Below are 24,791 nucleotides of genomic sequence, written 5' to 3'. Positions count from 1 at the left end.
GTCGACGCACCGCCGTCGACGCAGAGGCCACCACCTGGCGCGCTATCCGGCCGTGACTGCCTCGACGGCGACTCCGACCGCTTCATATGTTCCCCTCGCGCGCGCGTCCCGTGTGGCGAGCACCGCGCCATTCTCCAACGCCGCGAGAGCGACCAGACCGTCGTAGACGGCACCGCCGGCGATTCCAAGGCCGGCCAATCGCCGGTGTGCCGTGATCGCCGAATTCGCAGAAAGGGCGAGTACCTCTGGGAAACGGTCGTCGATAAGCGCAACCGCGTCTTCGGCGGACACGCGCGCGTCTCCGGGCAGCCGCGTCAGCACCGCATAGGTCTCCGCCAGGGCGTGCCCGCTGAGACTCAGCCGCCTCCCCCTCGCCCAGTCACGCACCGGGCGATGTGCCTCATGGGAGGCGACCAGCAGAGGAATGGCAACACTCGTATCGACGGCTAGGCGCGGCGCGGCGTTCACCTTCTGCCACCATCGATCAGTGCGAACATCACGTCATCGGTGACTGGGGTCTGCGAAGTGGCGACCAGGTGCCCATCCTCACCACGCTCCACTCGGGCAGTACGCCCACCCGGGGTCAGCTGCACGCCGCCTCCATAGGGGGACACATCCACCTTCGTTCCCGGCAGCAATCCAAGCGACTCCCGCAGGCTCTTCGGCAGGAGGATGCGTCCGCCCGAATCGATCGTCAACTCCATGGGATGAGATTACCATCGCAGTCCCATTTCGCTGAGGGTCGCTCGCACGGACGCGGCAGGGCCGGGACCGCGCCCAGGAGGGGCGCCGGAGTCAGGCGATCAGCCAGACGACGCCGGTGAGCAGGAAGCCGGTGAGTCCGCCGACGGTCGACAGCAGGGTCCACTTCTTCAGCCCGTCCTTGACGGACAGACCCATGTACTTGGTGACGATCCAGAAGCCGGAGTCGTTGATGTGGGAGAAGCCCAGGGCGCCGAAGCCGATCGCCATCTGAATCAGCACCACCTGCAGGGCCGAGTAGCCGCCGCCGGCAATCGCGTCCGCCAGCAGCCCTGCCGTGGTCAGGATCGCCACCGTCGCCGAGCCCTGCGAGGCCCGCAGCGCCGCCGAAATGACGAAGGCGGTCAAGAGGATCGGCAGGTGCGCGGTCACCAGGGCCTGCGCCAGCGCATCGCCGATACCGCTGGCCACCAACACGCCGGCGAACACTCCCCCGGCGCCAGTGACGAACACAATGGTGGCCACATCGGGCAGTGCGGAGTCGAGGATCTTGCCGCGCTGCTCCAAGGACCACCCCTGCTGCTGGCCGACGATGAAGTAGGCCAGCAGCACGGCGGTCAGCAGCGCCGTCGTCGAAGAGCCGATGAATCCGAGCACCGCGTGGGCGGAGGACTCCTCATCCACCAGCATCTGCCCGACGGTGCCCACCATGATCTGCACAATCGGCTCGAGAATCAGGAAGACGACCGTTCCGGGGCCGGTGGCGTGCGCCCGGGGCACCGCGCCGCCGGGCGTATAGGTGGACTCGGCGGCCTCCGTGGCGCTGCCGAGCGGCGTCGGGCCGACCGGAACCGCCTCCAGGCCCAGTCGCGTGGAGGCGAAGTAGACCACGACCGCCACCAACGCGCACACGGGCAGGGCCAGCAGCATCAGCAAACCGACGTCAACCTCGAGTGTGGCCGCCGAGGCGACCGGCCCCGGATGAGGCGGGATGACCACGTGCAGGGCGAGCATCGTCGCCGCCACCGGCAGGCCGATCTTGAGCGGGTTGATCTTCGCAATGTAGGCGAAGCCGAAGACGATCGGCGCCAGGATGATGAAGCCGACGTCGAAGAAGATCGGGATGCCGAGGATGAAGGCGGCCGCGACGACGGCCGCGACCACGCGCTCACGCCCCAGCATCCGAGTGAAGCGCTCGGCCAGGACCTCCGCGCCGCCGGCGGCCTCAATGACCCGGCCCAGCATCGCCCCCAGGCCGACGACCATGGCCACGGACCCGAGGGTCTTGCCCATGCCGTCGATCATCGTCTGGACTACGTCCCCGATCGGGATGCGCGCGGCCAGCGCGAGCACCATGGACACCAGGATCATGGCCACGAAGGCACTCATTTTGGCCTTGATGACCAGTACCAGCAGAACGGCTATCGCCGCTACCGCCAGTAACAGCAGGACGGTGGTGGACATGGTCCCGCCCTCAGTCCTGCTCGGGCGCGATCACGGTGATGACCGTGGAGTCGTCCTGCGCTCCCAGGCCGCGCCGCGCCCCCTGCAGGTACAACTGCTCGGCGGCGGCCGCCACCGGGGTGGACAACCCGACCGACTTGGCGGCGGCCGTAACGATGCCCATGTCCTTGACGAAGATGTCGAGCCGGGAACGCACCTCGGGCCCGTCCTCGTCGTAGGCCTGCAGCATGCGCGGCCCACGGTCGCCGAGCATGAAGGACTCCGCCGCGCCGGCCATGAGCGCCTTCAGCGCGGCCTCCACATCCAGGCCGAGGGCCTGGGCCAGCGCCAGTGCCTCACCGGCGGCGGCGATGTGCACGCCGCACAGCAGCTGGTTCACGGTCTTCATGGACTGGCCGTAGCCGGGTTCGTCGCCCACGCGCACCAGGGTGGAGGACATCGCCTCGAGCACATCCTCGGTCGCCGCCCAGGCCTCGTCATCGGCGCCGACGACGACGAGCAGGTCACCGTCTCCGGCGCGTACCGGTCCGCCGGAAACGGGGGCGTCCACCAGCAGCAGGCCCATGTCCCGCAGCCGATCGGCGACGGCCTCCACGCCGGCCCCGCCCACCGTGGAGGTGAGCAGGACCGCGGCGCCGGGGCGCATGGCGGCGGCGATGCCGTCCTGGCCGAACAGCAGTTCCTCCAGTTGAGTCTGGTTGCGGACGGCGACCAGTACGACGTCGGCGTCGGCTACGGCCTCGGCTGCCGAGGTCGCGGGCACGATCCCGGCCTGCTGCGCGAGGGCCAGTCGTTCGGCCGAGATGTCGAAGCCGCGGACGGTGAAAGTCTGGGAGAGGTTGGTGGCCATGGGCAGACCCATGGCGCCTAGTCCCAGGACGGCAACGGTGGTGGTCATGATGAGATCTCCTTTGATCGGTTGTGGGGCAACTGCCCCGGGTGCTGATGGGAAATGGTGAGGTGTGCAGCGCCGCCGCCCGGCGAGGCGATCAGGCGTTGAGGGTGCTCACGACGGCGGTGAGTGAGCTCTCGTCGCCGACGTTTCCGGCGAACACGATGTAGGGGACGCCCGCGGCAGGGCCGTCCTGCGGCTCCCACAGGGAGACGATGCCGGGCAGCATGGGGCCGCGGACCAGCGCCCTACGCATGCCCAGGCCGCGGGAGGCGACGTCGGAGGAGGTGATGCCGCCCTTGGCGATGACGAAGCGGGGGCAGCGGGCGGCGACGATGCGCTGGACGATTTCGACGACGGCGGCCGAGACGCGGCGGGCGAATTCGAGGGACTCCTCCGCGTCTCGTCCGGCCACGAAGGCGCCGCCGCGGCGGACCACCACGTTGCCCTCGCGCAGCGCGGCGGCGGCCTGTTCGGCGACCTGTTCGACGTGGGCGTCGCGCCGGTCCGGGTCGAGCACGGTGGGGACGTCGATGACGACTTCGGGCGTGCCGGTGGCCTCGCGCAATGCGTCGACCTGGCGCCCGGTCAGGCCCACGTGCGAGCCCACCACGATCAGGCCTCCGGCGGCGTCGGAGGCGGGGGCGAAGTCGGCCGGGCGGGCCTGCTCGGGAGTGAGCGGCGCATGCGGCACCTGCCCGATGCGTGCCCGGACGAAGGGCGGGCCGACGCGGTAGACGAGGTTCGCGCCGGCCGCCTCCGCCCGCTGGAGGGCGCGGGCGAGCAGCAGCAGGTCGTTCTCCTCCACGCAGTCGACGGCGATCGGCGTGCGGTTGTGCACGGAGGTGAGCCGGTCGACGACGGCGTCCTCATCGGTGCGTAGCATCTCCAGGTCGATGACGACGACGTCCTGCGCCCGGGTGACGCCGGCGGTCTTCTCCTCGACCCACTCGGGCAGGTAGGAGGCCCGGTAACCGAAGGTCTTGTCGGCGGCGAACTCGGTGTCTCCGACGGGCACGAAACCGGTCTGCGCATTGCCCGCGTAGTGGGTGCCGTGCACGGTGATGCGTCCGGCGTCGGGGAAGGCCGGGGACAGGATGACGCCGTCCACCTTGGTGCCGGCGCGTTCCAGCAGGTTGGCGATGGTGTCGGGCTCCAGCGGGAAGTGGCCGCGCAGTGTGGAGTCGGAGCGGGACACGAAGGCGATCTCCCTGCCGACGGAGTTGGCTGCAGCCAGGGCATTAGTGACGACCTCGGTGTTGACGCGGGCGGCCTCGGCTGGGTCGAGGCTGCGCGAGTTTGTCATTACGTAAACGGCGCTGGCGCCGGTGGCGAGGGCCCACGCCAGGTCCTCGACCTCCCAGCCGGTTACCACCGGCAGGTCGGCGACCGACTGGGTGCCGGTGGGGTCGTCGTCGAGGACGACCAGCGCCCTGGTCAGGGCGGCGGATACTTGTACCGGATCGACGGCCGGACCGGCGGGGATGTCGGCGGTGAGCTCGTCCAGCGTCTTCATGAGTGCACTCCTTTGTGACTGATGTTTTCGGATATGAGGTTGTCGGCGTCGTCCGGATTGCCGGCCTCAGGCCGCGCGCCGGCACGGCGGAGCGGTCAGGTTGTGTATTCCAGAAGGTCGTTGGTGGTCTGATCCATGTGGGCGCGCATGGCCGCCTTGGCGGCGTCCGGGGAGCCGAGGCGCAGCGCCAGGAGGATGCGCTCGTGCTGGGCGATGGCGTGGGCGCGCACCTCGTGGTGGGCGGAGGTGACCCGCCGGGCCATCATCAGCTCCTGCCGCAGGGGTGCGAAGGTGGCGTGAATGAAGAGGTTGCCGGTGGCCTCGATGATGTGGTCGTGGAAGGCGAGGTCCGCGGCGGTGGCGGCCTCGACGTCGTCGGCGGCGTCCGCGGCCTTGAGGGCAGCGATAGTGGACTCCATCGCGGTCAGCCGCTCGGGGGTGATGCGGGCGGCGGCGATGCCGGCGCTGCCGACCTCGATCATGCGCCGCACCTCCAGCAGGGCCAGGCCGATCTCGCGCTCCGAGCCTTCGTGGCGGGCGAGGGCGACCAGGCTGGCCAGGTCCTGCCAGTCGGCGGGATCGTTGACGTATGTACCCGATCCCTGGCGGGCCGAGAGGACTCCCCGCGTGATCAGGACCCGGGTGGCCTCGCGCGCGGTGAGCCGGGAGACGGACAAGACGGCGGCGAGCGCCTCCTCCCCCGGTAGAGCCGAGCCCACGGCATAGGTGCCGTCCACGACGCGGCGCAGCAGTTCGGCGACTGCGGTGTCGATGCGAGACGGGGCCATACCAGCTCAACTCCTCTGAGGACTTGAGCATGAGCGTACGCTTCCGGGCGTCGGCTCGCAAGGGCAGTTTCGGTGCGTTTGTTTGAAATTACCTGCGGTTGCCTGCTGTTGCCCGCGGTTTGGCGCAACAACAGCGGCTGGGCGGAGAGCAAACGCGACGCACGCCGACCGTAGTCCTCAGAGGAATAGTGCAGGGCCCGCTCACCTCGGGCATGGTCCGAGTCCTCCCCTCGGCGCCACCCGGCCTCATGTCGACCAAATGTCTGACATAGGTAGTACCTTGGCGTATGATGACTCCATGCGCACCGTGACCAAACGGGACCTCAATCAGCGCACCGCCGTCGTGCTCGCCCAGGTCACCGAAACCGCCGACGTGGTCGTGACTGAGCGCGGCACCCCGCGCTGGCGAGTCAGCGCCGTGCAGGGTGCTTCAAGCGCACTTGCGCGTCTGGAGCGTGAGGGGCTGTATGAGCCTGCGGCCGAGGCCCCCACGCCTTGGCCGTCCCACCCGGGCGGTCCGGCATACACGAGCGCGGAGGCGGACGCCCTGCTCGCCGAGCAGCGCAGGGACCACTGACCATGCCCGCTCAAGTGGTTTATCTCGATTCGTCGGTGGCCCTGCGCACGATCCTGGATGTGCCCGAGCGGAAGCGGGTGCAGGCCTGGATGCAATCACCGGGTATGACGCTCGTCTCCTCGCGCCTGCTGCGCACGGAGGTGATCCGCGTCCTGCGTAGAGAGAACCGACCGCTACGCGACGGGCTTCCGCTGCTCGACCGCGTGGGTCTGATCGACATCACACGTCAGGTGCATACGGTGGCCGAATCCATTGAGAGGCACGTCAAGACCCTGGATGCTCTGCATCTGGCGACCGCTCTTGTCCTGGGTGAAACGAGTGCCGTCGCCACTCACGACGCCACAATGAAGACCGTTGCCGAGAATCTCGGGCTGAGCGTGATCGACCCGGTCGAATATCCGTCCTCCCCGAATTCGGCGTGACCAGCACATCACCCGCCAGCCCACGAGCCCCCGCCGAGGCGAAGAGCCGTCATAGAGGATGTCGAGTCCGCGCAGGCCCCGTTGGCGCCGGCGAGGAGACTCATTGAGTCAGGTGCATGGCAGTGGTAGCTAGCGGAGAATCTGGTGGCTCCGCTTCGGCGCGCTGCCCGCGGCCGAAACCGGGGACAACGCATCCTGCGCGCCTCAACGGACGAAATCGGCCATAACCTCGTATAGGGAGCGGTGCTCACGCAGGTCCTCCAGCGCCTGCATGACGGGGGCGGGCAGATCGGCGTCGTCGGGCAGATAGGACAGCAGCCCGTAATCCGCCCTTACCGTTCCCACCGCCCGGGACCAGCGCAGCGGGGCCAGCGGATCCTCAACCCGGTAGGGCATGGGTGCGTCGGCGACGCCCGCGTCATGTACAGCCTGCTCGCTCGCCGCGACCAGATCGGGCGATTCAGCGTCATAAACGATTCCGCCACCGGGGAAGCGGTGCGACAGCTCGTCGACCAGCCGCCGCACGTCCTCCTCCGCGAAGAAGTAGACCACGCCAGAGGCGACGGCGATCATTCCGGCGTCGGCGTCGACGTCTGCCATCCAGTCGGTGTCCGTCAGAGAGGCGGGCAGTTCCCTCTCACGTGGGTGAGGTGGTAGCCACTCACGCCGCAGGCTCATGACTTCCGGCAAGTCCAGGCAATAGACGCGCGCCGCAGGGGCGTCCAAACCGTCGACGAGTCGGTCCATTCCGCAGCCCAGGTCGACGACGGCGGCGCCGGGGTGGTCCCGAAGGTACCTGCGCACCTCAGTTACCGCAGCCCGATGCCGCAGGGCGTAGATGGCTGCGGGGACGTCACCCAGGTCCGCTGCCGCTAGTTCGGGCATGCACCCTGTCATTCTTTGGGCGAGGTCCTGGGCCCAGGCGTCCTGAAAGCAGTGCGGCCACAGGCGTGCCGCACGCGCTCTACCGAGCAGTGGAGTGAACAGGGTCCGCTGAACCGCCTGACTAAGCGGGCACTAACCATAGTGCCGATCCGAGGCCGACGGTCCCCACACGCCCCGCCCGCGCCTAATGCACCTTGAGGTGCGAGGTGCTTCCTGACACGTCGCCTGCTACGCCGTCCAGGCCAGTGACCCGATGTCTTAATGCACCTTAAGGTGCGAGGTGCTTCCTGACTACGTTGGCGGCGGTAGCCGCACATCGAGTCTTTGAAGTCTTAATGCACCTTAAGGTGCGAGGTGCTTCCTGACCCCTACCCCTGGAAACCGCGTCATACCGCCACTTCCAGAGGCGAGATCGCCACCGACCCCGCAAGCACCCCACGAGACCGACTGGCACCAGGCCAAAACTACCACCTTTCGTTGAAAACAAGCCAAGCGCCACCGACACCCCTCCAACCCCCTCCAGCCACCAACTTTCAACGAAGTCATGCGGAAAAGTCGGGGTCAAAACGTACCAATCTTTGTACCGTAGACCGAATCGTGACCTCCTGGCAGGTGTCACACCAGCCACATGTGTCACATAAGAACCAGGCTGCACACGCGTCACACCTCCTTCCAGGTCCCTCCGCCGTCAAGACAGCCGGTCTCGCGCACCGACCACCAGCACCGCGCGGTCGTTCCGCACCTACGATCATCCCTCAATGTCCCGCAGCAATTGCGCGAACTCGGCAGACCAGGACGCGCTGAGATCCAGGGCGCCGAAGTCGTCCTTACTCTCGCCACAGCCTTCGTTCTCGTTCCTAGCACCGCTTCCTGTCTTCCCCTTGGCATCACATTCCAAGCGCGCGATAAGCGCATCCAGTAAGTCAGCGAAGGTGAATCCCTCGGGAGCGTCCACCCGCAGCTCATCCAAAGCACGCTCCAACGCTTCCTGAACGGTGGAACGCCCATGGGTGATCACCAGTCTGTCGCGCACCTCGTAGGGAAGGCGCAAGAGATCGCCACGTTTTAGACATGCAAACGCAGCTTTTGTGCCAGCTTTCTTCCGCTCGGCTACCTTCTCCTTATTCAGTAGCGTGTCGGGCTCCTGAAGCAGGCTCTGCCCTCTCTTGGAAAGCCGGCGCGCGTGCACGGCCTCTGCCGCAGCCACCACCAGCCGCGCCTGCGTCAGCCAGTCTGCTTCATCGAATAGTAGACGTACCGTGCGCAGCACATCCACAATCACTCCAGCGTGGTCGTCGAGCCTTTCCGCCTGCCGCGCCTGCACGTATTCCTGACGCAACTCTTCGCATTTCTCCGCGAGCGCGTCCATGTCCCGATCACCGGCGGCCAGCACCCGCACAGCGCTGAGCAGGTTGAGGCTGCGCAGGCTGATGGCGGCGGCACGCCGCAAGGCCTCCTCGGCGTCGTTGCGCAGGGCGATCCGGTGAAACTGGGAGGCCGGCTCCTTGATGCCCCGGCCCTTGTCTACGAAGGTCTGGACGAACAGCGGCACAGCGTTGAGCGCGCACCACTCCTGCGCCCCCTCGAGCGCGCCGTAGACCGCAGACTTCTCCCCGGTTCCCACAATCACCACCGCGGACGGCATCTGCTGCGCCAGAACCGCGCCCACACGCTCGCGAACTGTCCACATCGCTTCGGGCACCGCCCGGGCTCCGGAATCCCCCTCACCGTAGTCCAAAAAGCTCCAGCCCGGTTCGGGCAGCTCCCACTCCCGGTGCACGCCGTCGGCGACGACGGTCTGCGCGTTGAGCCAGGCCGTCTTCCTGGATTCGGGATGCGCCGAGTGCAGAATGACGAACTCGACCGGCAGGGCGGGGTGTCCGTCCGGTCCCGCGGCGAACGCGTCCCGCTCCAGCAAGGCCCCAGGAACCGCCCGCCGCAGCTCGCGCTCGGGCTCGGCACGCAGCACACGCTCCGGGATGGTCGGCGACCGGAAGGACCTTCCACAACCGAATATGTACAGGACCGGACGCCGACCCGGCCGCGTCACCCACTTCGGCAGCGCCTCAAGGAGAGCCGGCTCCCCCTCAACTACCGCCCAGTCCTCGGCGTGCGGCGCCTGGCCGTCGTGAACGGTGCGCTTGGCCAGATCGTTGAGCGGCCCGGCGGAGGCGAGCCACGCGGTCGAGCCGGGGCAGTCCTCACCCAGGCGGACGGCCTCCGCCGCAGCGTCGGCAACGACCTCGCCGAGCATCTTCGGTCGACCATTGGCCTTCACGAAGCGCAACGGCGGGCGCGGCTTATCCCCCTTCTGCTCGGCCAGCTCCCGCTCCTTCCCATACAGGCTCCGGTAACGCCGCTCCACCCAGGCCCGCAGCGCCAGGCCGGCGCCGTGGTCGGCGCGCGCCATGTCGGTGACCGCCAGCGCGGCGAGTGCTCCCGGCTCTCTGTCATCCCCGTAGCGGGCGCGGTCCAGGGCGGCAGCGAGCGCCTCCGTCGCCTGCTGCTCCCCCGTCGGCAGCGCGGATGCCGCCCCCGTGGTCTCGGCCCAGTCCGACGCCTGCTTGGGGTACCCGAGGGATCGCAGCCAGTAGAACGGGGCGACCCGGTTGGCGGCGCGCTCCAGGAACACGGCCCGCTTCTCTCCCTCCTCCGGGGCGACGGCGAGCCGCCAGTCCAGGCCCATCTGGTCGGCCAGACCCATGACCGCGAACACAACGGCATTCGCCCCTGCGATGCCGGAGACGATGACCTTCCCGTCCGTGATCGCCCCATCGTCATCCAGCCACCGGTGCAGGTCGTCGACGCACTTCCGTTCGAAGAGATCGCCATGCTGGTAGGCCTCGACCTGTAACGCCAGCCCGAAGTACTCCTCAAGTCTGGCCTTCACGTCGGGGCGGTTGTAGGCCTGCTCCAGCAGCGCAGCCTCGACGTCGGTTTCGGTGCCCTCGCGGCCATTGGCCGTGCCCAGGAGGATTACCCGCACGACGGCGCCCCTGCCGCGCAGTGCCTCCAGCACCAGCGCCAGCGGGGTGCGCTTGAAGCGGCCCGGGCGCCCGCCCTCGTCCGGGGGAATGTTCAGCAGCCTGTTGGACAGCACCTCGGCGTCGGCCTCAGCCACCTGCTGCCGCAGTTCCTTCTGCCGGGCTTCCTGGGCGTGCAGACGTTCGTCCCGTTGCAGCTCGACGATGTCGGTGCCGAGTTCTCCCTGCCCGACCGGGTGAATGATGGTGATCATCGACTCCCCTACGGTTGCTCGCCGTCGGCGCAGAAAACCCCGACCGCCGTCGACGCGCCTGCGCGAACCGATCCCAGGGACACGACCACCGACTGCGGCACGCCCGCGGTCCCCTACCGCCCGGCGGTTGTGCCCCGGCGGAGGCCACAGCCTGACGTCAAACCACTTTGCCAGCGCCCAGGCGACCGCCATGGCCACGACGAGCAGCCCGACACCCGCACCCCACCAGGCCGCCCCTCGCAGGAGGGGACCGCCGTCGTGCAAGTTCGACCAGACCTCCAACACGACCGACAGCGGCAGGCCCACAAAAGCGAGGATACCCACGGCCCACTCCATGGCGCGGGCGGAGTCCTGCTGCTCGCGCTCCAGCTTCTCCCGCCGGCGGTCGCGCTCCTGCCGCTCCTTGTCAGCGACGTGCTCCTGGCGCTCAATCAGGGTCTGTACGCTCTCCTGCAGCAGCCGCGCCTGCTGGACGGTCTGTTCCACCGCCCGGTCTAGACCCCCTGCCTGCTGCATCCAAGCCAGCACCATGTCGGCCTGTCGGTGCCGGGTGACATCGATCCACCATTCAGAGGCGAGGAACGAGACCGCCTCGCCGTCGAGCCGGATCGCCCTGGCGATGACAGGATCCAAGTACTTGGTCGCCACGTCCAAGTTCCCCGACGGCCCGATCTTCTCGGTCGCCACCCTCAGCTCCTGTGCGGTGGCCGCGAGGCTGAGGGAGAGTGCGCGCACGCGCAGCCGGTCCAGGACCACCAGCAGGTACACGTCCAGGTCGGTGGAACACATCTTGAGCATGGCCTCCAGAAGGAAGCCGTCGTCCTGGCGCGGCAGGTAGGCGGCGCCTCGCTCCCACACACTCACCGCCCAGCTCTGCGAGAGCACGTGAATGTTCTTCTTCGCCCGGGAGTAGCGTTCCTCCCCCAACTCGAAGCCCGTGGGAGACGGCAGGCTCCCCCACTGCCAACCCGCCGCCGTCAGCACCGGCAGCGGCAGCCTCGCACTAGACGTTCTTCCGGCCATCGCCTGGCGCAGATCGTCGAGCGGCTCGGAGCCCACCGGCACCTCCAGGCGCGCGCCGAGACTCTCGGGGGTCTCCCCGAACTCAGGGATCCACCGCCGACTCACCTCCCGAGGCACCCACGTCAGGGTGAACAGCGGGGCGGAGAACCAGGACTTCCGCGCGGTGTGCTCAGCCGCCAGCGTCACCCGTGCCGGACCGCACACGTCGGGACGCGCCAGCAGTTTGTTGATCGTCTCGCAAATGCCGACCACCCGGCTCGGGTGGCGGACGGCGTCGTAAAAGCGCTCATAAGACCGCTCATCGGGTGGCTCTTGCGAGTCCTCATCCGCGTGAGCACCTTCCGAGTGCTCGCCATCCGTCTGCTCGTCATCCGCCGGCTCGCCGGGCAGCCGCTCGACATATGTGCGCGGGACGACGGCGTGCACCACCAGGATCGCCGTCCCCGCCCCGTCGCCATTCGACACGCGCAGCGCCTCCAGAGCGCCGATGCGCAGCACCCGCTTGTTGTCCTTGTCGCGGTGATCAACCAGCTTGTGCAACTCCAGGGAGCGGCGGTTGTCCGCGCCCGGCGGCGCGTCGTCCCCGTCCCGGCCGCTTCCCAGCAGGCGCTCGGCCACCTCCGGGTGGAAATAGGCGGCACGCATGCCCCGGTACGTCTGCCGCAACTTGTCATGGCGGTCCCTGGCACGGAAGCTCAGGGGCTTGGCGGGCCAGTTCCCGAAGGCCTGACTCCAGCCACGATGCACCTCCACCTCCCACACCAAGACCACGCGCATCTCATCGGGGTCCTTCAAGTGGATGAAGCCGGTGCGCGGCGGCCGGCTCGGGGCAGCCCCTTCCGTGGCCGGACGTTCCCGCTCTTCGGTCATCGGCCCTCCTCGTCCCATTGAGGGCCCGCATCCCCACCGCCCACGGCGGCGGCGTCGACCGGCCGCGGCAGGCAACCCAGGCGGCGAGCACCGACCACCTGCCCATCGGCGTCCCGGATCAGATCATCGGGCCAGACCAGGTCGGTGCGCTGCGGGAAGTGCTCGGCCACCACCCGGCTGGTGACGTAGACCGTGCCGGGCTGGGGTGCGGGCAGGGGCGGGTCGATTCCGAGCCAGGTGGCGCCGACGGCGATGGGCACCTCCCGCGCACCGGTCGCCTCGCCGGGGTGCTCGGGGTCGTAGACGGTCAGCGTCTCCTGCCGCCCGTCCGACAGCAGCAGCCGGGGCACGACGGCGGCCCCCGGCAGCCGCAGCGGCCCGCCGTCCAGGTGCAGGATCACCTCGTGCGGGGTGAGGTTGACCAGAGCGAGAGGTTCTGCGGGTGTCATGCGCGCTCCTCCGCCCAGTGCCGCAGTGCCCGGAACCTCTCGGCCCACGACTCGTCAAGACCGGTGGTCAGACGCTTGGGGCCAGCCTTCACAGACTTGATGGCACACCCAAGCAGGTCCACATAGCCGAAGTCATCATCGACGTCGACGAACCTGTTGCGCATCACCTCCCGCACCGCCTCATCGACCTGGCTGTCTCCGTGAGTGAGACGCACTTCGTTCCTGACCTCGTACAGAAGCCGCAGCAGGGCTCCGCGACTACATGCCTCCACTCCATGTCTCTGTGCCGAGTACGCCTTGACGTCCTGCCACGCGTAACGCTCTCGGAACAGCGTTTCGGCGGCCTTCTTGCCCCGTCGCGGGAAGTCGACCGCCTCGGCTACAACAACCACCAGGCGTGGATCGACATCCCCCTCGGTTTCCAGACAGAGTTCATGGACCGTATCCATGACGGACAGCAGTACGCCCGCATGCGCATCGGGATCCTTGGCGTTGACCGCCGCCAGGTACTCCTTGCGCAACTCATCACACGCCTGGGCCCACACATCCATGTCCTGGTCGCCGGCGCTGAGCACCCGCACGGCACTGAGCAGGTTGAGGCTGGAAAGGCTTGCGGCCGCCGCCTCGCGCAGTGCCGCCTCGGCGTCGTTGTGCAGGGCGATACGGTGGAACTGCATTCCCGACCGCTTGATGTTCTGCCCCGGCTGGACCGAGGTCTGCACGAACAGCGGGACTGCGTGCTCGGCGCACCAGGCCTGGGCTGCCTCGAGGGCGCCGATCGCGACCGACTTCTGCCCCGATGCCACGATGGCGACTGCTGACGGCTGCTTGGTGCGGAGTACTTCACGAAGCATTACGCTCACTTCGCCAGCCAAGTCATCAACCGGCGCGAAATCATTACTCTCCGCTCCTCCGTAGTCGATGATGTCCACCCCGGGCGCGTACAGGTCCCCCGGCCTCTTTGCCAAAAGCGCGGAGGCACAGGTTTTGACCGCCGTCTCCTTCGATCCAGGGGACGCCGAGTGCAGCAGCAGAAAATCGACGTCGCCAACACCGCCGCCCTCAAGCATCCCTCCGGGCACGGCGCGCCTGAACTCCTCATCCGGTCCGGCATCCATGACGCGCTCGATCACCGACGACCGCTGGTAGTTGTCACCCATGCCGCAGATGTAGAGGACTCTCCCGCGCCCCGGCCAGTGCATCCAGGATGGAACTCGCTCTCCCAGTTCGGGGACCTGATTGACCGTCGCCAAGTCGGATGCCGTCGGCGCCGCAGCATCATGGACGGCGCGGTTGCCAACCGGCCTCAGGCGATCACCTGTTGTGAGAAGCCACGCGGCCGAGGTGGAGCCCTGGTCCAGCTGCTCATCGCGGACCAGGCCCAGCACCTTGCCCAGTTCCTTGCCCGGCAAGCGCTTGAACACGCTACTGATCTGATCGTCCTGGGCGCGCCCTGCGTTCTCCTCGGCCAGCAGGGCCTCATAGTGCTTCTCCACCCAGGCGCGCACGGCCAGACCAGCGCCGTTGTCCGCCCGGGTCATCTCCACCGCCACCAACGAAGCAAGGTGCTCATCGGTGGCCGCGGCCAACGCCTCTCCCCTCTCCTGCCCCGCACCGCCGAGCACCGCCTGGAGATCCCGAAGTAGCCGCGTGTGCTCCTCGTCGATCAGTTCCTCTCGGCCGTTCTGCCGGGCCCACTGAGCGGCTTGCTCCAGATAGCCCAGGGCACGTAGCCAGTAGAAGGGCGCGTTGCCGTGGTGACCGCGACGGATCAGGCGCGCCTCGGCGTCGTCAGGACTCCCGGCAACCGCCAGACGCCAGTCGTAGCCGAGGTGGTCGACCACTCCCATGGCGCTCAGGCACATCATGGTTGCCCCGCCGATCATGGACACCACCACGGGGCTGTCCGCAGCAGTGCCGTGCGCCGCCTCAACCCAGCTGCTGAGGTCTCCGCGGCCTACCTGCTCGTTCAAGTCGCCGTCGGCGTGAAGCTCCGCTATCACTTCTAACCCGTACCGTTTATGCAGAGCCGCTCTGATCTCGTCACGCTCCAGAAGCGAAGCAAGGGCCTTGGCAATGTCTGCCGTGGCCCCGTAGCCGGAACTGCTACCGAGCAACAGCACGCGTACCTGCCCCTCGTGGCCATCGTCCTGGATCGCTCCCAGTTCCAGGGCCAACGGCGTCCACACGAACCGACTCTCAAGCTCTTCAGCCACCGCACCGCGGAGCAGGAGGTCGACGGCCTCGCACCCCGCACCGCCCGCTGCGGCATTCTGCAGCGTTGTGACGCCGGCACACCTGGCTTGCTGGCGCTGTTCCCCCTCGAGTCTCAGGATGTCGCTACCCAGGTCGCCTTCGCCGACGATGTGAACTAGCAGGGTCATGTCAGGTCCTCTCCGGACAGTGAGCAGGGTGGCTCGCACGGGCCGAGCGGATCGGCATGCCTGCGACGCCGGTCGCCTGTCCCGCGTTGCGGAACGCTACCACCAAAGGCGTGGCGCCACTCACGATCAAGTGGCAGACTGCACGCGTCCCACCTTCCGTCCCGTCCTGCCCCGAGAGGATCCCCATGCAGCTCGTCATGATCGAGACCAACGGGAACCAGAACTACATCTTCTCCTCCCCGCGCCTGCGGGAGAACATCGGGGCTTCGGCGCAGCTGACGTGGCTCGAGGACTGGACGCAGGAGGTTCTCGACACCACGACCATCCCCGCCGCCGTGGCAAGGGCGTTCCCGGAGGGCGCGCCCGATCTGCCGTGGGTCTCGCGCTCTTCGGGCAAGGTCATTTTCTTGGCGGACTCCGTGGACAGTGCGCGGGAGGTGATCGGCCGAGTCACCCGAATCGCGCACAGCCGGGCACCGGGTATCGACGTAACCGGGGTTTACGTCGAGATGGACAGCGTCTACGTAGACGATGAGGACCTCCGCCGGGTGCACATGGCCGCCAACGAGCATGCGCTCGATCGCCCACCCGCCGGCGCTCGCTTCTCCCAGATGCCGTTTCTAGTGCGCGCCCAGGACTCGTCCCTGCCCGCCGCGCCGCCGTTCGACAAGAAGAAAGTCGACGACGAGGCCACAGCCGACCTCTCAATGGCCTACTCGCTCCCCAGCCGCGTCAAGCGCTACCACGCCGCCAAAGCCCGTAAGGACCTGGTGGACCGTGCGCTCGCCGACCATGGCAGCCTGTGGAAGGAGCATCCCTACAGGGACAATACTGACCAACTCGGTGAACTGCTGGTTCGCGACCTCCGCAACCTGGAGAAGCTCTTCGACACCGATCCCGAGTTCGGCGACGACCGCCTGTCCAAGGTCGCCGTCGTGCACATTGACGGTAACGGGGTGGGCGCGATCATGAGCCACCTGAAGGAGGCGAAGCAGAAGGTCCCCGAGAACGTCTTCAGCGAGGCGACGGGTGTGAGCCAAGGCGACGACGACGCCCTCCGACGCTTCCTCCTGCAGATCAACACTCGCCTGGCGGGTGCCATGGAGACGGCCTTCTACAGCGCCTGGGCGCAGGTCTCCCTCTGGTCCGCCAAGGATGACGAGCTGCGTGGACGACGAGTTGAGGACCACGGTTACCGGGCCGTGCCAGTGGTCCCGGTGATCCTTGGCGGCGACGACGCCACCGTCATCACCGAAGGCACCTACGCACTCCCCTTCACCGCCGCATTCCTGGAGGCCTTCGAGCACGAAACCGCCGCCGACCCCCTACTCTCGGAGCTCGGAAACCGGGACGGTCACATGACCGCCGGCGCAGGCATCGCCGTCGTCAGGCACGCCTTCCCCTTCCACATCGCCTACGACCTCGCGGAAACCCTGATCAAGAAGGCCAAGCAGGTGGGCAAGGCCGCGGATGCGAACGCGTACTGTTCCACGCTCACCTTCCACGCCCTGTTCGACTCGACCCTCCTGGACGACGAGGCTCTGATCGACTCCTACTCATCATTCACCGAGCGCCCCTACCGATTCGTCACCAAGGACCACGACGCGCCGGGGAACATGACCTGGCATGAGGCGTGCCGCCTGACCGCGCTGTTCACCGGCGTCGGCAAGGTACTTCCCGACAAGAGCACGGATCCGGCCACCTGGCGCATTGAGTACGTCTCCGACCCCACGCAGCGCGTGCCGTTCCCGAAGACGCGCGCCGCCCGCATTCGCCAGTACATGTCCGAGGCGGCTAATGCCCCCGAGCCCGCGGCACAGCCGGCTCCCGAGGCGCCGGTCGACGACGACGTCGAAAAGGGGATTAACAAAGGCACGGCCCCGGAGAAGTCACCCGGTGAGCGAGTCAAGGACGAATGGGATGCCATCCTCGGAAGCTCCGATGAGGACCTGGTAGCACTCGCGAAGGCACTAGGTAACCCCGACGCGCTGTTCGACCTGCTCGAACTGGCGGACCTCCTGCCCGTGTCCTACCTGCAAGACCAACTCACTTCCACCGCTGACATCCAGGAGGCAGGGGAATGAACCGACCGGACTCAAAGCTGACCTTCCCGGTATCCGTGACCTTCACGAGCGACTGGGGCATCGGCACCGGCACCGGCGTCGTCGGCGGCGTCGACTCCCGGGTTGAGCGTGACAGCGACGGACGCCTGGTGGTGCGGGCAACCGGGCTGACGGGCGTCATCCGTGAACAGGCACAGGTCGTTGCCGAGGCCCTGGATGAGGGACGCTCATCCGGACCCTGGCACCGCTTCGTGACCGCGTTGTTTGGCACCGCCGAGTATCCGCGGCTCGTGGCCTTCTCCGACGCCCGGGCGGACGACGCCGCCTTAGGCCCTCATGAAGTAGTCAGCGTCTCCATCGATGAGAGGACGGGGGCCGCCAAACCTGACCACTTGCGCATCATTGAGCGAGCTCCGGCCTGCAAACTCACCGGCTCGGTCACCCTGCTGGATACGAACATGCAGGGCGCCGCAATCGTCTGGAGCGATGCTCAGCGCGACGCCGCCCTCCTGGTCCTGTCCCTGGCCGGGAGCCTGGTGCCCGCGATCGGGTCGGATCGCAGCAACGGTGACGGCGCCTGCGAGATCGTCGTGGACGAGCACGCCAATCCGGAAGACTTCAAGGAGTGGTGCACCAACGCGCTGAAACAGCGCCCCCAGCCCGCCCCCGAAGCGCCGAAGCCGAGTTCTCAAGCAATCGAGGCGCCGCGTCTTTCCGAGCGAGCCGAGACCGACCAGCGGCAGCGGTTGGTGCTGCATATTCACCTGGACTCTCCCGTCGTCTCATATGCGGTTCCCCTGTCGAATGAGATTCCCTCGGAGGACTTCCTGCGCGGCACGGTGCTGTTGCCCTGGGTGCATGGTCGGCTCAGGCATGCGGCGGCCCAGAAGTCCCGCGAAGTCCAGCGCCTGGTGCGCGATGCGGTGGTCAACGGCGACCTGTACGTCTCCGATGCGCTGCCAGTATTCGCGGGCATCCGCGGATTACCCGTCCCCCTGGTGCTTACCTCCGAAAAGGTAGCGGATGAGGGCGCCGCTCCCCTCGTGTGGAATCGACTCATTGGTGTACCGAGCCCCGAGCAGACACACAGTCCGAAGCGGGGCGGATACGTGTTCCCCACCGGTGGCGACGCCAATGAACCGGTCCCGCTTGGCTCGCCACCTCTGGTGGGACGCCAGGCGACCGCGCACAACCCTGCCACGGGCACCGCGGCCATCGGGCAGCTGTTCCTGGTGCGCGCACTGCCGGCGGGAATGGACCTGGAGGCGGAGATCATCCTGTCCGAGCGCCTGGCGGGTGTTTTCGACGGCGAGCTCACCGAGTTGCTGTCGCGCCCGGCTCAGCTCGGCTCACGCAGACTTACCGGCACATTCGGTAGAGCCACCTGCAACGCCGACGGCGCAGCCACATGGACTCCCGCACCCAGCAGCGGTTGGGACGAAGAGGGCATGACGACGCTTTGGTTCACCTCCGACGTCCTTCTGCGGTCGGCTCAATTGGGAGCCACCGGCACCCTGGATGACCTGGTCGCCACCCTGCGCAATGCGGGGGCACAGATCCAACGGGTGGCTCGCTCCGCCGTCGAGGATCGGTACGTAGCCGGCCTGCGCCACCGACGCATAGACACCTGGTCGGCGGCGAGTCATCAGCCACGGCCCACCCGGTTGGCAATCCAAGCCGGCTCGGTAATACGGGTGAGGCCCGCTCCGGGGGCGGACCCCGGCCAGGTACTTGAAGCTTTGAGGCGGCTTTCCTGCACCGGTATAGGGGAGCTTCAGGCTCAAGGCTTTGGACGCTTCGTCGTCGGCCATCCGCTGCTCGCCCGGGAGAAGTTCGTGAGCTCGCCGGCCAGGGACTTCATCCCCGGTTCCGCCCCAGGTATCCGTAACGAAGGTGAGGAGTCCAACCGATGAGCGTGACCAGGTACGAGCTCACCGTCCATCTGAAGACCGATTCACCCATCCACTCCGGAGGTCCCGAGGAGGAAGTCGACCGCAGCCGGATTAATGGCGGCGGCGATGACTCGGAGGGAACCTCAACCGCAAACCCAGGCGACGCCTCGCAGCGGGGCGACGATTCCAAGCGTTCTTGGACTCCCCGCAGATTCTCGCGCGACGGAGTCGGCAACCCTGTACTGACCGGGCGATCGATCAAGGGGGCCCTGCGCGCCGCCGTACAGCACCTCGCGAAGGCAGACAGTGGCGACGACGACGGCGCCAACCTCGACGCGCTGTGGGGGTCGCTCGACCACGCCTCAGCGCTCACGGTCCACCCGATTACGCTCTCATCGGTCGCGACGGCCGACAAGCTGCCATTGCGGGCGGGAATCGCCGTCGACCGGTATTGGGGCACGGCCGCCGACACGGCCCTATTCGCGCACGAGATCGTCCCGCAGGGCGAGAAACTGACCCTGCGCATCACCGCGACTACGGGAAGCGTCCTGACGACTGCCTCCAGCTCCTCGAACCAGGACGGCGAACACCCGGAAGAAGATCGGGCCAGGCGCGATGCGGAGCACGCCAAGAAGGACACGGCCGACGCGGCCAACGTAGAGCGACTGTTCTCCGTGATCCTCGGCGCGTTGGAGGCGGGCCTGGTCTCCTTCGGTAAGCGGAAGGGCGCGGGCTGGGGCCGAGTCCGGATCAATCACGACGTCGCGGAGCCATGGAGCCTCAAACGCACACAGCTCGATTCACCCACCGGCCTGACTACATGGCTGGACGGAGGCAAACTTACTCGTATTCAGGCCTTCGCTGTCACGCCTCCCGAGCGGATTCGCATAGCGATCGCGTGGAACAGCCCGACGGGCATACTGGTGGCCGAGACCAAGAAGGACGAACCACCCAGGCGCAACGATTACGAGCCCGGCGGCGAGCTCAAGAAGACGGACCCCACCCTTCCGCTGCGCACACATCCCTCGACCGAGCCGAAGGGCAAGAGCACCGGCCCACTGGTGATCCCGGGCAGCTCCGTCCGCGGTGCCCTACGCGGCCGCGCGAGCCGAATCGCCAGGACGATCCTGTACGCAGATGTGGATGCCTCCTCGAAACAGGAGCCGGACTGGTCCAGGCTTGATGTCCACAAGCAACTGGCCGACGACGCACTGCTGGTCAGGCTGCTATTCGGCACCACGGCGCACCGCGGCGCCCTGACGGTGCTGGAGACACTGGCAACGGTGGCCCAGAAGGACGAGCCGAAGGCACGAGAAGTGACGCACAACGCCGGGGACCGCTGGACCGGCGGTGTGGCGGGCGGCGCCCTGTACAGCGAGAAGTTCCCCCTGGTGAACTGGAACGACATTCGGTTGGAAGTCGACCCGCAGATGCTGCTGACGGGCGTACCTAACGGCGGGAACATCGACTACCAACGCGCCGCCCTGTGCCTGCTCGGACTGGTTCTGGCCGAGCTGTCCACCGGCACCCTGCCGCTGGGCAGTCGCGGCACCCGCGGCATGGGCCAGGTAGAGGTGACCAGGATGCGCATTGAGGGGCCTGACGGGCTCATCGCGGGAGGCAAGTGGGAGTTCGCCGCCGACGGCAGCCTCAGCATCGCGGAGCAACTTCTCGACCGGCTCCGCCACATCAACGACCAGATCAAGGTCGACACCCCGGAGGGCTGGTCCGCCCTTCTCAACGGCAAGGGGAGGCAGTCATGAACGACCAGGCAAGGTCCGTACTCACCACTGTCCTGGAAGAGGGCGCATGGTCTGTGCGGCAGTGGCCCGGCGATGCCGCGGCGGAGACGGTACATTCCGCGCTCGGCCGCGTCACGGACCTTGGCGACCGTGTACAGGGAATCGCCTACACCACCTCCGGCGCCATGTCGGTCCACACGGCGACGCCGGAGCTGACGACCCGGCTGGATGGACGGGATCAACCGATCCCCCTCGACTCCGTGTACGAGTTGCGCCTGTGGGCCGTTATAGATGAGGCAGCCGAAGACGGCTTGCTGGCGCACGAGTTGCGCTGGCTCAACGGGTCGGGTACCGCGGAGATTCGCGTCGGGGGCCAGGAGTTGTTGTCCGCCAACGGCGACGCGGGGTGGCAGACCACGAGGTGCTGGACGCGATCCAACAGCTATCTGCAGCACGGGGCCACCGCGCCGTTCGATGTGCCGTCGAAGGCCATGACCAGCGTTGAGGTCTTCACCGAAGAGCCCACCTATGGGAACACCGTGTTCGTCGACGAGATCATGACTGGAAGGTGGAGCTGAAATGGTCGAGTTCGGGGACTTCCACTCCGCAGTCAACCGCATCCCGATGCCGCGCGAAAAGGCGGCTGGCCTGGCTGATCGCGGAGTTCTGTCAAAGGACCTCTTCAAGGACCGGGCCTCCCGCGGCCACGACCGTCTTGAGCCCGATCGCTGGTCCGGGTCGATCGACCTGGAGATGACGGTGCGCACACCGCTGGTGTTCGGGGAGCAGAAGGACCTGGCCGTCACGGTGCCACTTGAGGAGGACGGCAAGACGCTCCGAGTGCCGCCGACCATGGTCAAGGGCATGATCTCCCGTGCCTATGAGACCCTCACCTGTTCACGCTTCCGCGTGTTCGGCGACATCCCCGATGCACCCCAGGGCAACCGCCGTCGCAAGGCGGACACCAAGCCGCTGACATACCGGGGTGATGCCGCCAGTGCGCTCGGCCTGGTGCCCATCCGTATCTGTGGGGAGGAGGATGACGGCCTGGTGGGTGAGCTGTTCTACGGAGACACGCTTGTCACCAACGACTATCGCGATGACAGAGGCCGAACCTATCCGACAATGCGTGCGGCCTCGCTCCAAGGTGGCCCGGTGGGGCCGGCAAACCTGCTTGTAAGCGCCCAACGACTCACGAAGATGACGCCGCACGGCGCACATATCCGCTGTCATCTCTCACTCTGCTTGCACGGGGACCGTGGTAAGGGCGCGCGCTACGCCTACTGGCAGGTGACCCACATCATCACTGACGCGGGCGAGACACCGCTGTTCGACATCCCCGATTCGGTAACCGTCGTCGACGAACTGGATGATGTCCAAGGCTATGTGTGCCGTACTGCGCCGGATGACATGAGGCCGAACCACCTGTTCCCCAGGAAACATGACGAACGGTTCTTCTTCGATGTTTCGCGTCAGGGACCGAAGAAGGTAACCATCGAATCCGATGTCTGTAAGGCTTACGCAGCTGTGGTACGCAGCTATGTTTACCAGCGGAAGCAGGACCCCCCGCGGAAGCGCCACGAGCCGAACCGGGCGACTCGAGCCGCTCAGAAGGACGCATCCGCAGCGAAGCTCAAGGTCAAAGACCTCGCCTTCGCAGTTGTAGACGACAGCGGCCCCGAGCCGGTTGTGCTCGAGGTCGTCCCGGCGATGATCGGACGCCATGCCTACAGCGCTAGCCCGTACCGCCTCGCCCTCGAGCAGGGTGCGGTCCCCGTATCGACAGCCGAGGAGGCCTCCGCCGCTGACCGACTCTTCGGCTACGTCGTGCCAGATCCGGTGCCACAGGCTGCACGTGGAGATGTGGCCGCACGTGGGCGTATCACCGTGGGAAAGGTCGACGGGTCCGGGGCACGGATCAGCCGCGATCGCAAGACACTCACGCCGCTGCTCGAGCCCAAGCCCGGATCGGCTCGCCGTTTCTTAACCGGCGGCGATGGTGGAACCCCCTCCTCAAAAGGCAGCACCAATGCGCTCAAGCGGTCGGAGTACTTCTCCCCCGGGCAGCTGCTGGGGGCAGCTGCGTATCCGGTCCACCGCAGCGTGCTCGACTCGCGGAAGTTCCCCAAGCAGGCCACAGCGCCGGCGGTGATGAACGGCCGCGAGCAGCACAACGCGGATGTGCAGCTCACCGCGAAGTCGTGGGTAGAAGTCGGCAGCGTGCTGCGGTGCACCGTGTCCTTCACCAACCTGAGCCACGATGAGCTTGCCGCTCTCATTTGGGTCCTCACCCCGGAGAACCTAGTTCCCGAGTCGGAACAGGACTCTGACCGCTCCAAGTGCGGCTACCTGCGAATGGGCCTAGCCAAGCCCTTCGGTCTCGGGGTAATGGAGGTGCGTATCGCCCGCGGCGGTCTGCGTGCGCGTCGGGGTGCCGATCTGTCCGACTCCTATGCGACTCTCAGCGGGTGTCTGGGCCTCGATGACCCGGTCGCAGAGCCAAGCGACTTCACGCTGTCCCACTCGTCGAACCTCAACAAGACACCATGGGTAGAGGCGATGCAGCGTGCAGCCTACGGCTATGCCGACGGCATTGAGGTCCGGCACATGACTCTTAACGAGAACAAGGAGAACAACCAGACCAACGGACGTACCGGCGAGCCCCATCCCGGAAAGGGAATCGGGCCTCGCGATATGTTCGGCCCACACTCGACCAAGCCTCTCCACATCGACAAACGCCCGCAGAGCCATGGTCGGCCGCCGTACCCGGGCAGCATCCGTGGTCGGCGGCGCTGAAGAAGAGAACAGAATGAATTGGCACCACGCCTACAACGGCATCCCCACGGTCCGTGACACGGGCGGGAAGACCGGCACGGGGTTTGCCGGCGACGGCGCGCCGTCTGGGCAGGATCGGCTTGCGCCGGATACCGTCTCCGGCGAGTTGGCGCTCACTATCACCGTCGCTTCTCCCACGATTCCGGGGCAGAGCACTGCGGATAGACGGGTGGTGGTGGCCTCGCGCAGCGGAGACCCGGAGGGTGCCCGCACTTGGGAAGATGCCACTATTCCTGTAACCACGCTCAAAGGGGTCCTCTCCTCCGCGTACGAGGCGGTCACCGCTTCGCGCATGCGCGTATTCGCGGACCACGACCATGTGCTCACCCACCGGCACACCACCCAGGAAGCCACCACGCTCTATCCGGTGTTCCTGGTCGATGACAACGGACCACACGGCGTTTCCGAAACTGGATTGAGCGCACGTCTGATGCTTGGACTCAACGACCCGAAAGACGTGAGGCGTAATTGGGACCGCCCGAACTACGTTTGTGCCGCTGTTCTGCCCAACGACCCGCGGTCTGCCACCGCGCTCTACGACTCAACTGGCGCCTGGATGTACTCAGGTTCGCGCAAGCGTGATAACCAGGAGCGCAAGCGCGGCGTCTCGACGACCGACGTCAACAAACGGCTGGACAAGCTGCGCACGGCCACCCCACACCTCAAGCCAATCACCTTCACCGTACAAACCGAGAAGTTCTACGACTCACAGCGCGCAGTCGTGGCGAGCATTGACGGCGAACGCTTCTGCGGGACACGAGACGAAGATACTCCACCCTCCTCCGAGGAATACACCGGAGTCGTCGTTAGACTTACACCACGTGGCTCTCGCCCACTTATCGGAACCAAATACAACGAATTCGTGTTCTTCGACACCGAGAAGAATCGAACGCGCCGCCCTGTAAGCACCGACGTCCTTGAACAATTGGTTGAGGTTATTCACAGCTATTTGCTTAACATACGTCAACTCATAGAACTGTGTTGTCTCATGACTTCTGGGACTGTTGGATCTCATGACATCTGGGAGTGTCAGAAGTAGTGAGATTCTG

The 24,791-nt window shown here is 66.8% G+C and carries 18 protein-coding genes; 8 read left to right on the top strand and 10 right to left on the bottom strand.

Annotation, left to right across the window (positions count from 1 at the left end):
- Positions 1-42 precede the first annotated feature (42 nt).
- The 6 genes from DRB06_RS12440 to DRB06_RS12415 all read right to left on the bottom strand — a co-directional run bounded on the left by DRB06_RS12440 (position 43) and on the right by DRB06_RS12415 (position 5,362).
- Positions 43-468 (bottom strand): type II toxin-antitoxin system VapC family toxin, encoded by a 426-nt coding sequence (locus tag DRB06_RS12440; RefSeq protein ID WP_073331135.1) that lies wholly within the window; start codon positions 466-468, stop codon positions 43-45.
- Complete coding sequence (locus DRB06_RS12435; protein ID WP_073331139.1) at positions 465-704, bottom strand: AbrB/MazE/SpoVT family DNA-binding domain-containing protein; 240 nt, start codon at positions 702-704, stop codon at positions 465-467. The genes DRB06_RS12440 and DRB06_RS12435 overlap by 4 nt, the downstream gene beginning before the upstream one ends.
- 91 nt (positions 705-795) lie before the next feature.
- Positions 796-2,166, bottom strand: coding sequence for a GntP family transporter (locus tag DRB06_RS12430; RefSeq protein ID WP_111820121.1), 1,371 nt, complete (start codon positions 2,164-2,166; stop codon positions 796-798).
- 10 nt (positions 2,167-2,176) lie between these two features.
- Positions 2,177-3,064 (bottom strand): NAD(P)-dependent oxidoreductase, encoded by an 888-nt coding sequence (locus tag DRB06_RS12425; protein WP_111820120.1) that lies wholly within the window; start codon positions 3,062-3,064, stop codon positions 2,177-2,179.
- Between the two features lie 91 nt (positions 3,065-3,155).
- Complete coding sequence (locus tag DRB06_RS12420; RefSeq protein ID WP_111820119.1) at positions 3,156-4,574, bottom strand: four-carbon acid sugar kinase family protein; 1,419 nt, start codon at positions 4,572-4,574, stop codon at positions 3,156-3,158.
- 95 nt (positions 4,575-4,669) lie between these two features.
- Entirely contained in the window at positions 4,670-5,362 is a 693-nt protein-coding gene (locus DRB06_RS12415; RefSeq protein WP_111820118.1) for a FadR/GntR family transcriptional regulator, read from the bottom strand.
- A 298-nt stretch (positions 5,363-5,660) separates the two neighbouring features.
- Here DRB06_RS12415 and DRB06_RS12410 point away from each other — a divergent pair, with 298 nt between their 5' ends.
- Positions 5,661-5,939 (top strand): hypothetical protein, encoded by a 279-nt coding sequence (locus tag DRB06_RS12410; protein ID WP_111820117.1) that lies wholly within the window; start codon positions 5,661-5,663, stop codon positions 5,937-5,939.
- 2 nt (positions 5,940-5,941) lie between these two features.
- Positions 5,942-6,361, top strand: a complete 420-nt coding sequence (locus DRB06_RS12405) for a type II toxin-antitoxin system VapC family toxin (protein WP_111820116.1) — start codon at positions 5,942-5,944, stop codon at positions 6,359-6,361.
- Between the two features lie 204 nt (positions 6,362-6,565).
- Here DRB06_RS12405 and DRB06_RS12400 read toward each other — a convergent pair whose 3' ends face one another.
- From DRB06_RS12400 to DRB06_RS12385, 4 genes are all read right to left on the bottom strand, one after another.
- Positions 6,566-7,336, bottom strand: coding sequence for a class I SAM-dependent methyltransferase (locus DRB06_RS12400; protein ID WP_258522259.1), 771 nt, complete (start codon positions 7,334-7,336; stop codon positions 6,566-6,568).
- Positions 7,337-7,994: 658 nt separating this feature from the next.
- The gene (locus DRB06_RS12395; RefSeq protein WP_111820114.1) at positions 7,995-12,377 is read right to left on the bottom strand and encodes a hypothetical protein; all 4,383 of its coding nucleotides are present in this window, start codon (positions 12,375-12,377) and stop codon (positions 7,995-7,997) included.
- On the bottom strand, positions 12,374-12,826 hold the full coding sequence (locus DRB06_RS16250; RefSeq protein WP_073330164.1) for a hypothetical protein: 453 nt from the start codon (positions 12,824-12,826) through the stop codon (positions 12,374-12,376). The genes DRB06_RS12395 and DRB06_RS16250 overlap by 4 nt, the downstream gene beginning before the upstream one ends.
- On the bottom strand, positions 12,823-15,210 hold the full coding sequence (locus tag DRB06_RS12385; protein ID WP_111820113.1) for a hypothetical protein: 2,388 nt from the start codon (positions 15,208-15,210) through the stop codon (positions 12,823-12,825). The genes DRB06_RS16250 and DRB06_RS12385 overlap by 4 nt, the downstream gene beginning before the upstream one ends.
- A 185-nt stretch (positions 15,211-15,395) precedes the next feature.
- Between DRB06_RS12385 and DRB06_RS12380 the strand changes: the two genes are divergently transcribed.
- Genes DRB06_RS12380 through DRB06_RS12355 form a run of 6 tightly spaced genes read left to right on the top strand, consistent with a single transcriptional unit; the run spans position 15,396 to position 24,781 of the window.
- Positions 15,396-17,294 carry a Cas10/Cmr2 second palm domain-containing protein gene (locus DRB06_RS12380; RefSeq protein WP_111820112.1) on the top strand — a complete coding sequence of 633 codons (1,899 nt, stop codon included), beginning with the start codon at positions 15,396-15,398 and terminating at the stop codon, positions 17,292-17,294.
- Complete coding sequence (locus tag DRB06_RS12375) at positions 17,291-19,186, top strand: RAMP superfamily CRISPR-associated protein (RefSeq protein WP_108965803.1); 1,896 nt, start codon at positions 17,291-17,293, stop codon at positions 19,184-19,186. Before DRB06_RS12380 ends, DRB06_RS12375 begins: the two co-directional genes overlap by 4 nt.
- The gene (locus DRB06_RS12370; RefSeq protein WP_111820111.1) at positions 19,183-20,928 is read left to right on the top strand and encodes an RAMP superfamily CRISPR-associated protein; all 1,746 of its coding nucleotides are present in this window, start codon (positions 19,183-19,185) and stop codon (positions 20,926-20,928) included. The genes DRB06_RS12375 and DRB06_RS12370 overlap by 4 nt, the downstream gene beginning before the upstream one ends.
- Entirely contained in the window at positions 20,925-21,485 is a 561-nt protein-coding gene (locus DRB06_RS12365) for a hypothetical protein (RefSeq protein ID WP_111820110.1), read from the top strand. The genes DRB06_RS12370 and DRB06_RS12365 overlap by 4 nt, the downstream gene beginning before the upstream one ends.
- Before the next feature lies 1 nt (position 21,486).
- Positions 21,487-23,703: a hypothetical protein gene (locus DRB06_RS12360; protein ID WP_111820109.1), complete on the top strand. Its 2,217-nt coding sequence runs from the start codon at positions 21,487-21,489 to the stop codon at positions 23,701-23,703.
- 13 nt (positions 23,704-23,716) lie between these two features.
- A complete protein-coding gene (locus DRB06_RS12355) occupies positions 23,717-24,781 on the top strand; it encodes a hypothetical protein (RefSeq protein WP_111820108.1) in 1,065 nt (354 codons plus the stop codon).
- Positions 24,782-24,791 lie beyond the last annotated feature (10 nt).

Origin of the sequence: Actinomyces sp. Z5 (assembly GCF_003287795.1) — a bacterium.
Classification (GTDB): Bacteria; Actinomycetota; Actinomycetes; order Actinomycetales; family Actinomycetaceae; genus Actinomyces; species Actinomyces glycerinitolerans.
This window is presented reverse-complemented; position numbering and strand designations above follow the sequence as displayed.

Coding starts and splice junctions, on each gene's coding strand:
- DRB06_RS12435 (WP_073331139.1), bottom strand. CDS start 704: ATGGAGTTGACGATCGATTCGGGCGGACGCATCCTCCTGCCGAAGAGC.
- DRB06_RS12430 (WP_111820121.1), bottom strand. CDS start 2,166: ATGTCCACCACCGTCCTGCTGTTACTGGCGGTAGCGGCGATAGCCGTT.
- DRB06_RS12425 (WP_111820120.1), bottom strand. CDS start 3,064: ATGACCACCACCGTTGCCGTCCTGGGACTAGGCGCCATGGGTCTGCCC.
- DRB06_RS12420 (WP_111820119.1), bottom strand. CDS start 4,574: ATGAAGACGCTGGACGAGCTCACCGCCGACATCCCCGCCGGTCCGGCC.
- DRB06_RS12415 (WP_111820118.1), bottom strand. CDS start 5,362: ATGGCCCCGTCTCGCATCGACACCGCAGTCGCCGAACTGCTGCGCCGC.
- DRB06_RS12410 (WP_111820117.1), top strand. CDS start 5,661: ATGCGCACCGTGACCAAACGGGACCTCAATCAGCGCACCGCCGTCGTG.
- DRB06_RS12405 (WP_111820116.1), top strand. CDS start 5,942: ATGCCCGCTCAAGTGGTTTATCTCGATTCGTCGGTGGCCCTGCGCACG.
- DRB06_RS12395 (WP_111820114.1), bottom strand. CDS start 12,377: ATGACCGAAGAGCGGGAACGTCCGGCCACGGAAGGGGCTGCCCCGAGC.
- DRB06_RS16250 (WP_073330164.1), bottom strand. CDS start 12,826: ATGACACCCGCAGAACCTCTCGCTCTGGTCAACCTCACCCCGCACGAG.
- DRB06_RS12385 (WP_111820113.1), bottom strand. CDS start 15,210: ATGACCCTGCTAGTTCACATCGTCGGCGAAGGCGACCTGGGTAGCGAC.
- DRB06_RS12380 (WP_111820112.1), top strand. CDS start 15,396: ATGCAGCTCGTCATGATCGAGACCAACGGGAACCAGAACTACATCTTC.
- DRB06_RS12375 (WP_108965803.1), top strand. CDS start 17,291: ATGAACCGACCGGACTCAAAGCTGACCTTCCCGGTATCCGTGACCTTC.
- DRB06_RS12370 (WP_111820111.1), top strand. CDS start 19,183: ATGAGCGTGACCAGGTACGAGCTCACCGTCCATCTGAAGACCGATTCA.
- DRB06_RS12365 (WP_111820110.1), top strand. CDS start 20,925: ATGAACGACCAGGCAAGGTCCGTACTCACCACTGTCCTGGAAGAGGGC.
- DRB06_RS12360 (WP_111820109.1), top strand. CDS start 21,487: ATGGTCGAGTTCGGGGACTTCCACTCCGCAGTCAACCGCATCCCGATG.
- DRB06_RS12355 (WP_111820108.1), top strand. CDS start 23,717: ATGAATTGGCACCACGCCTACAACGGCATCCCCACGGTCCGTGACACG.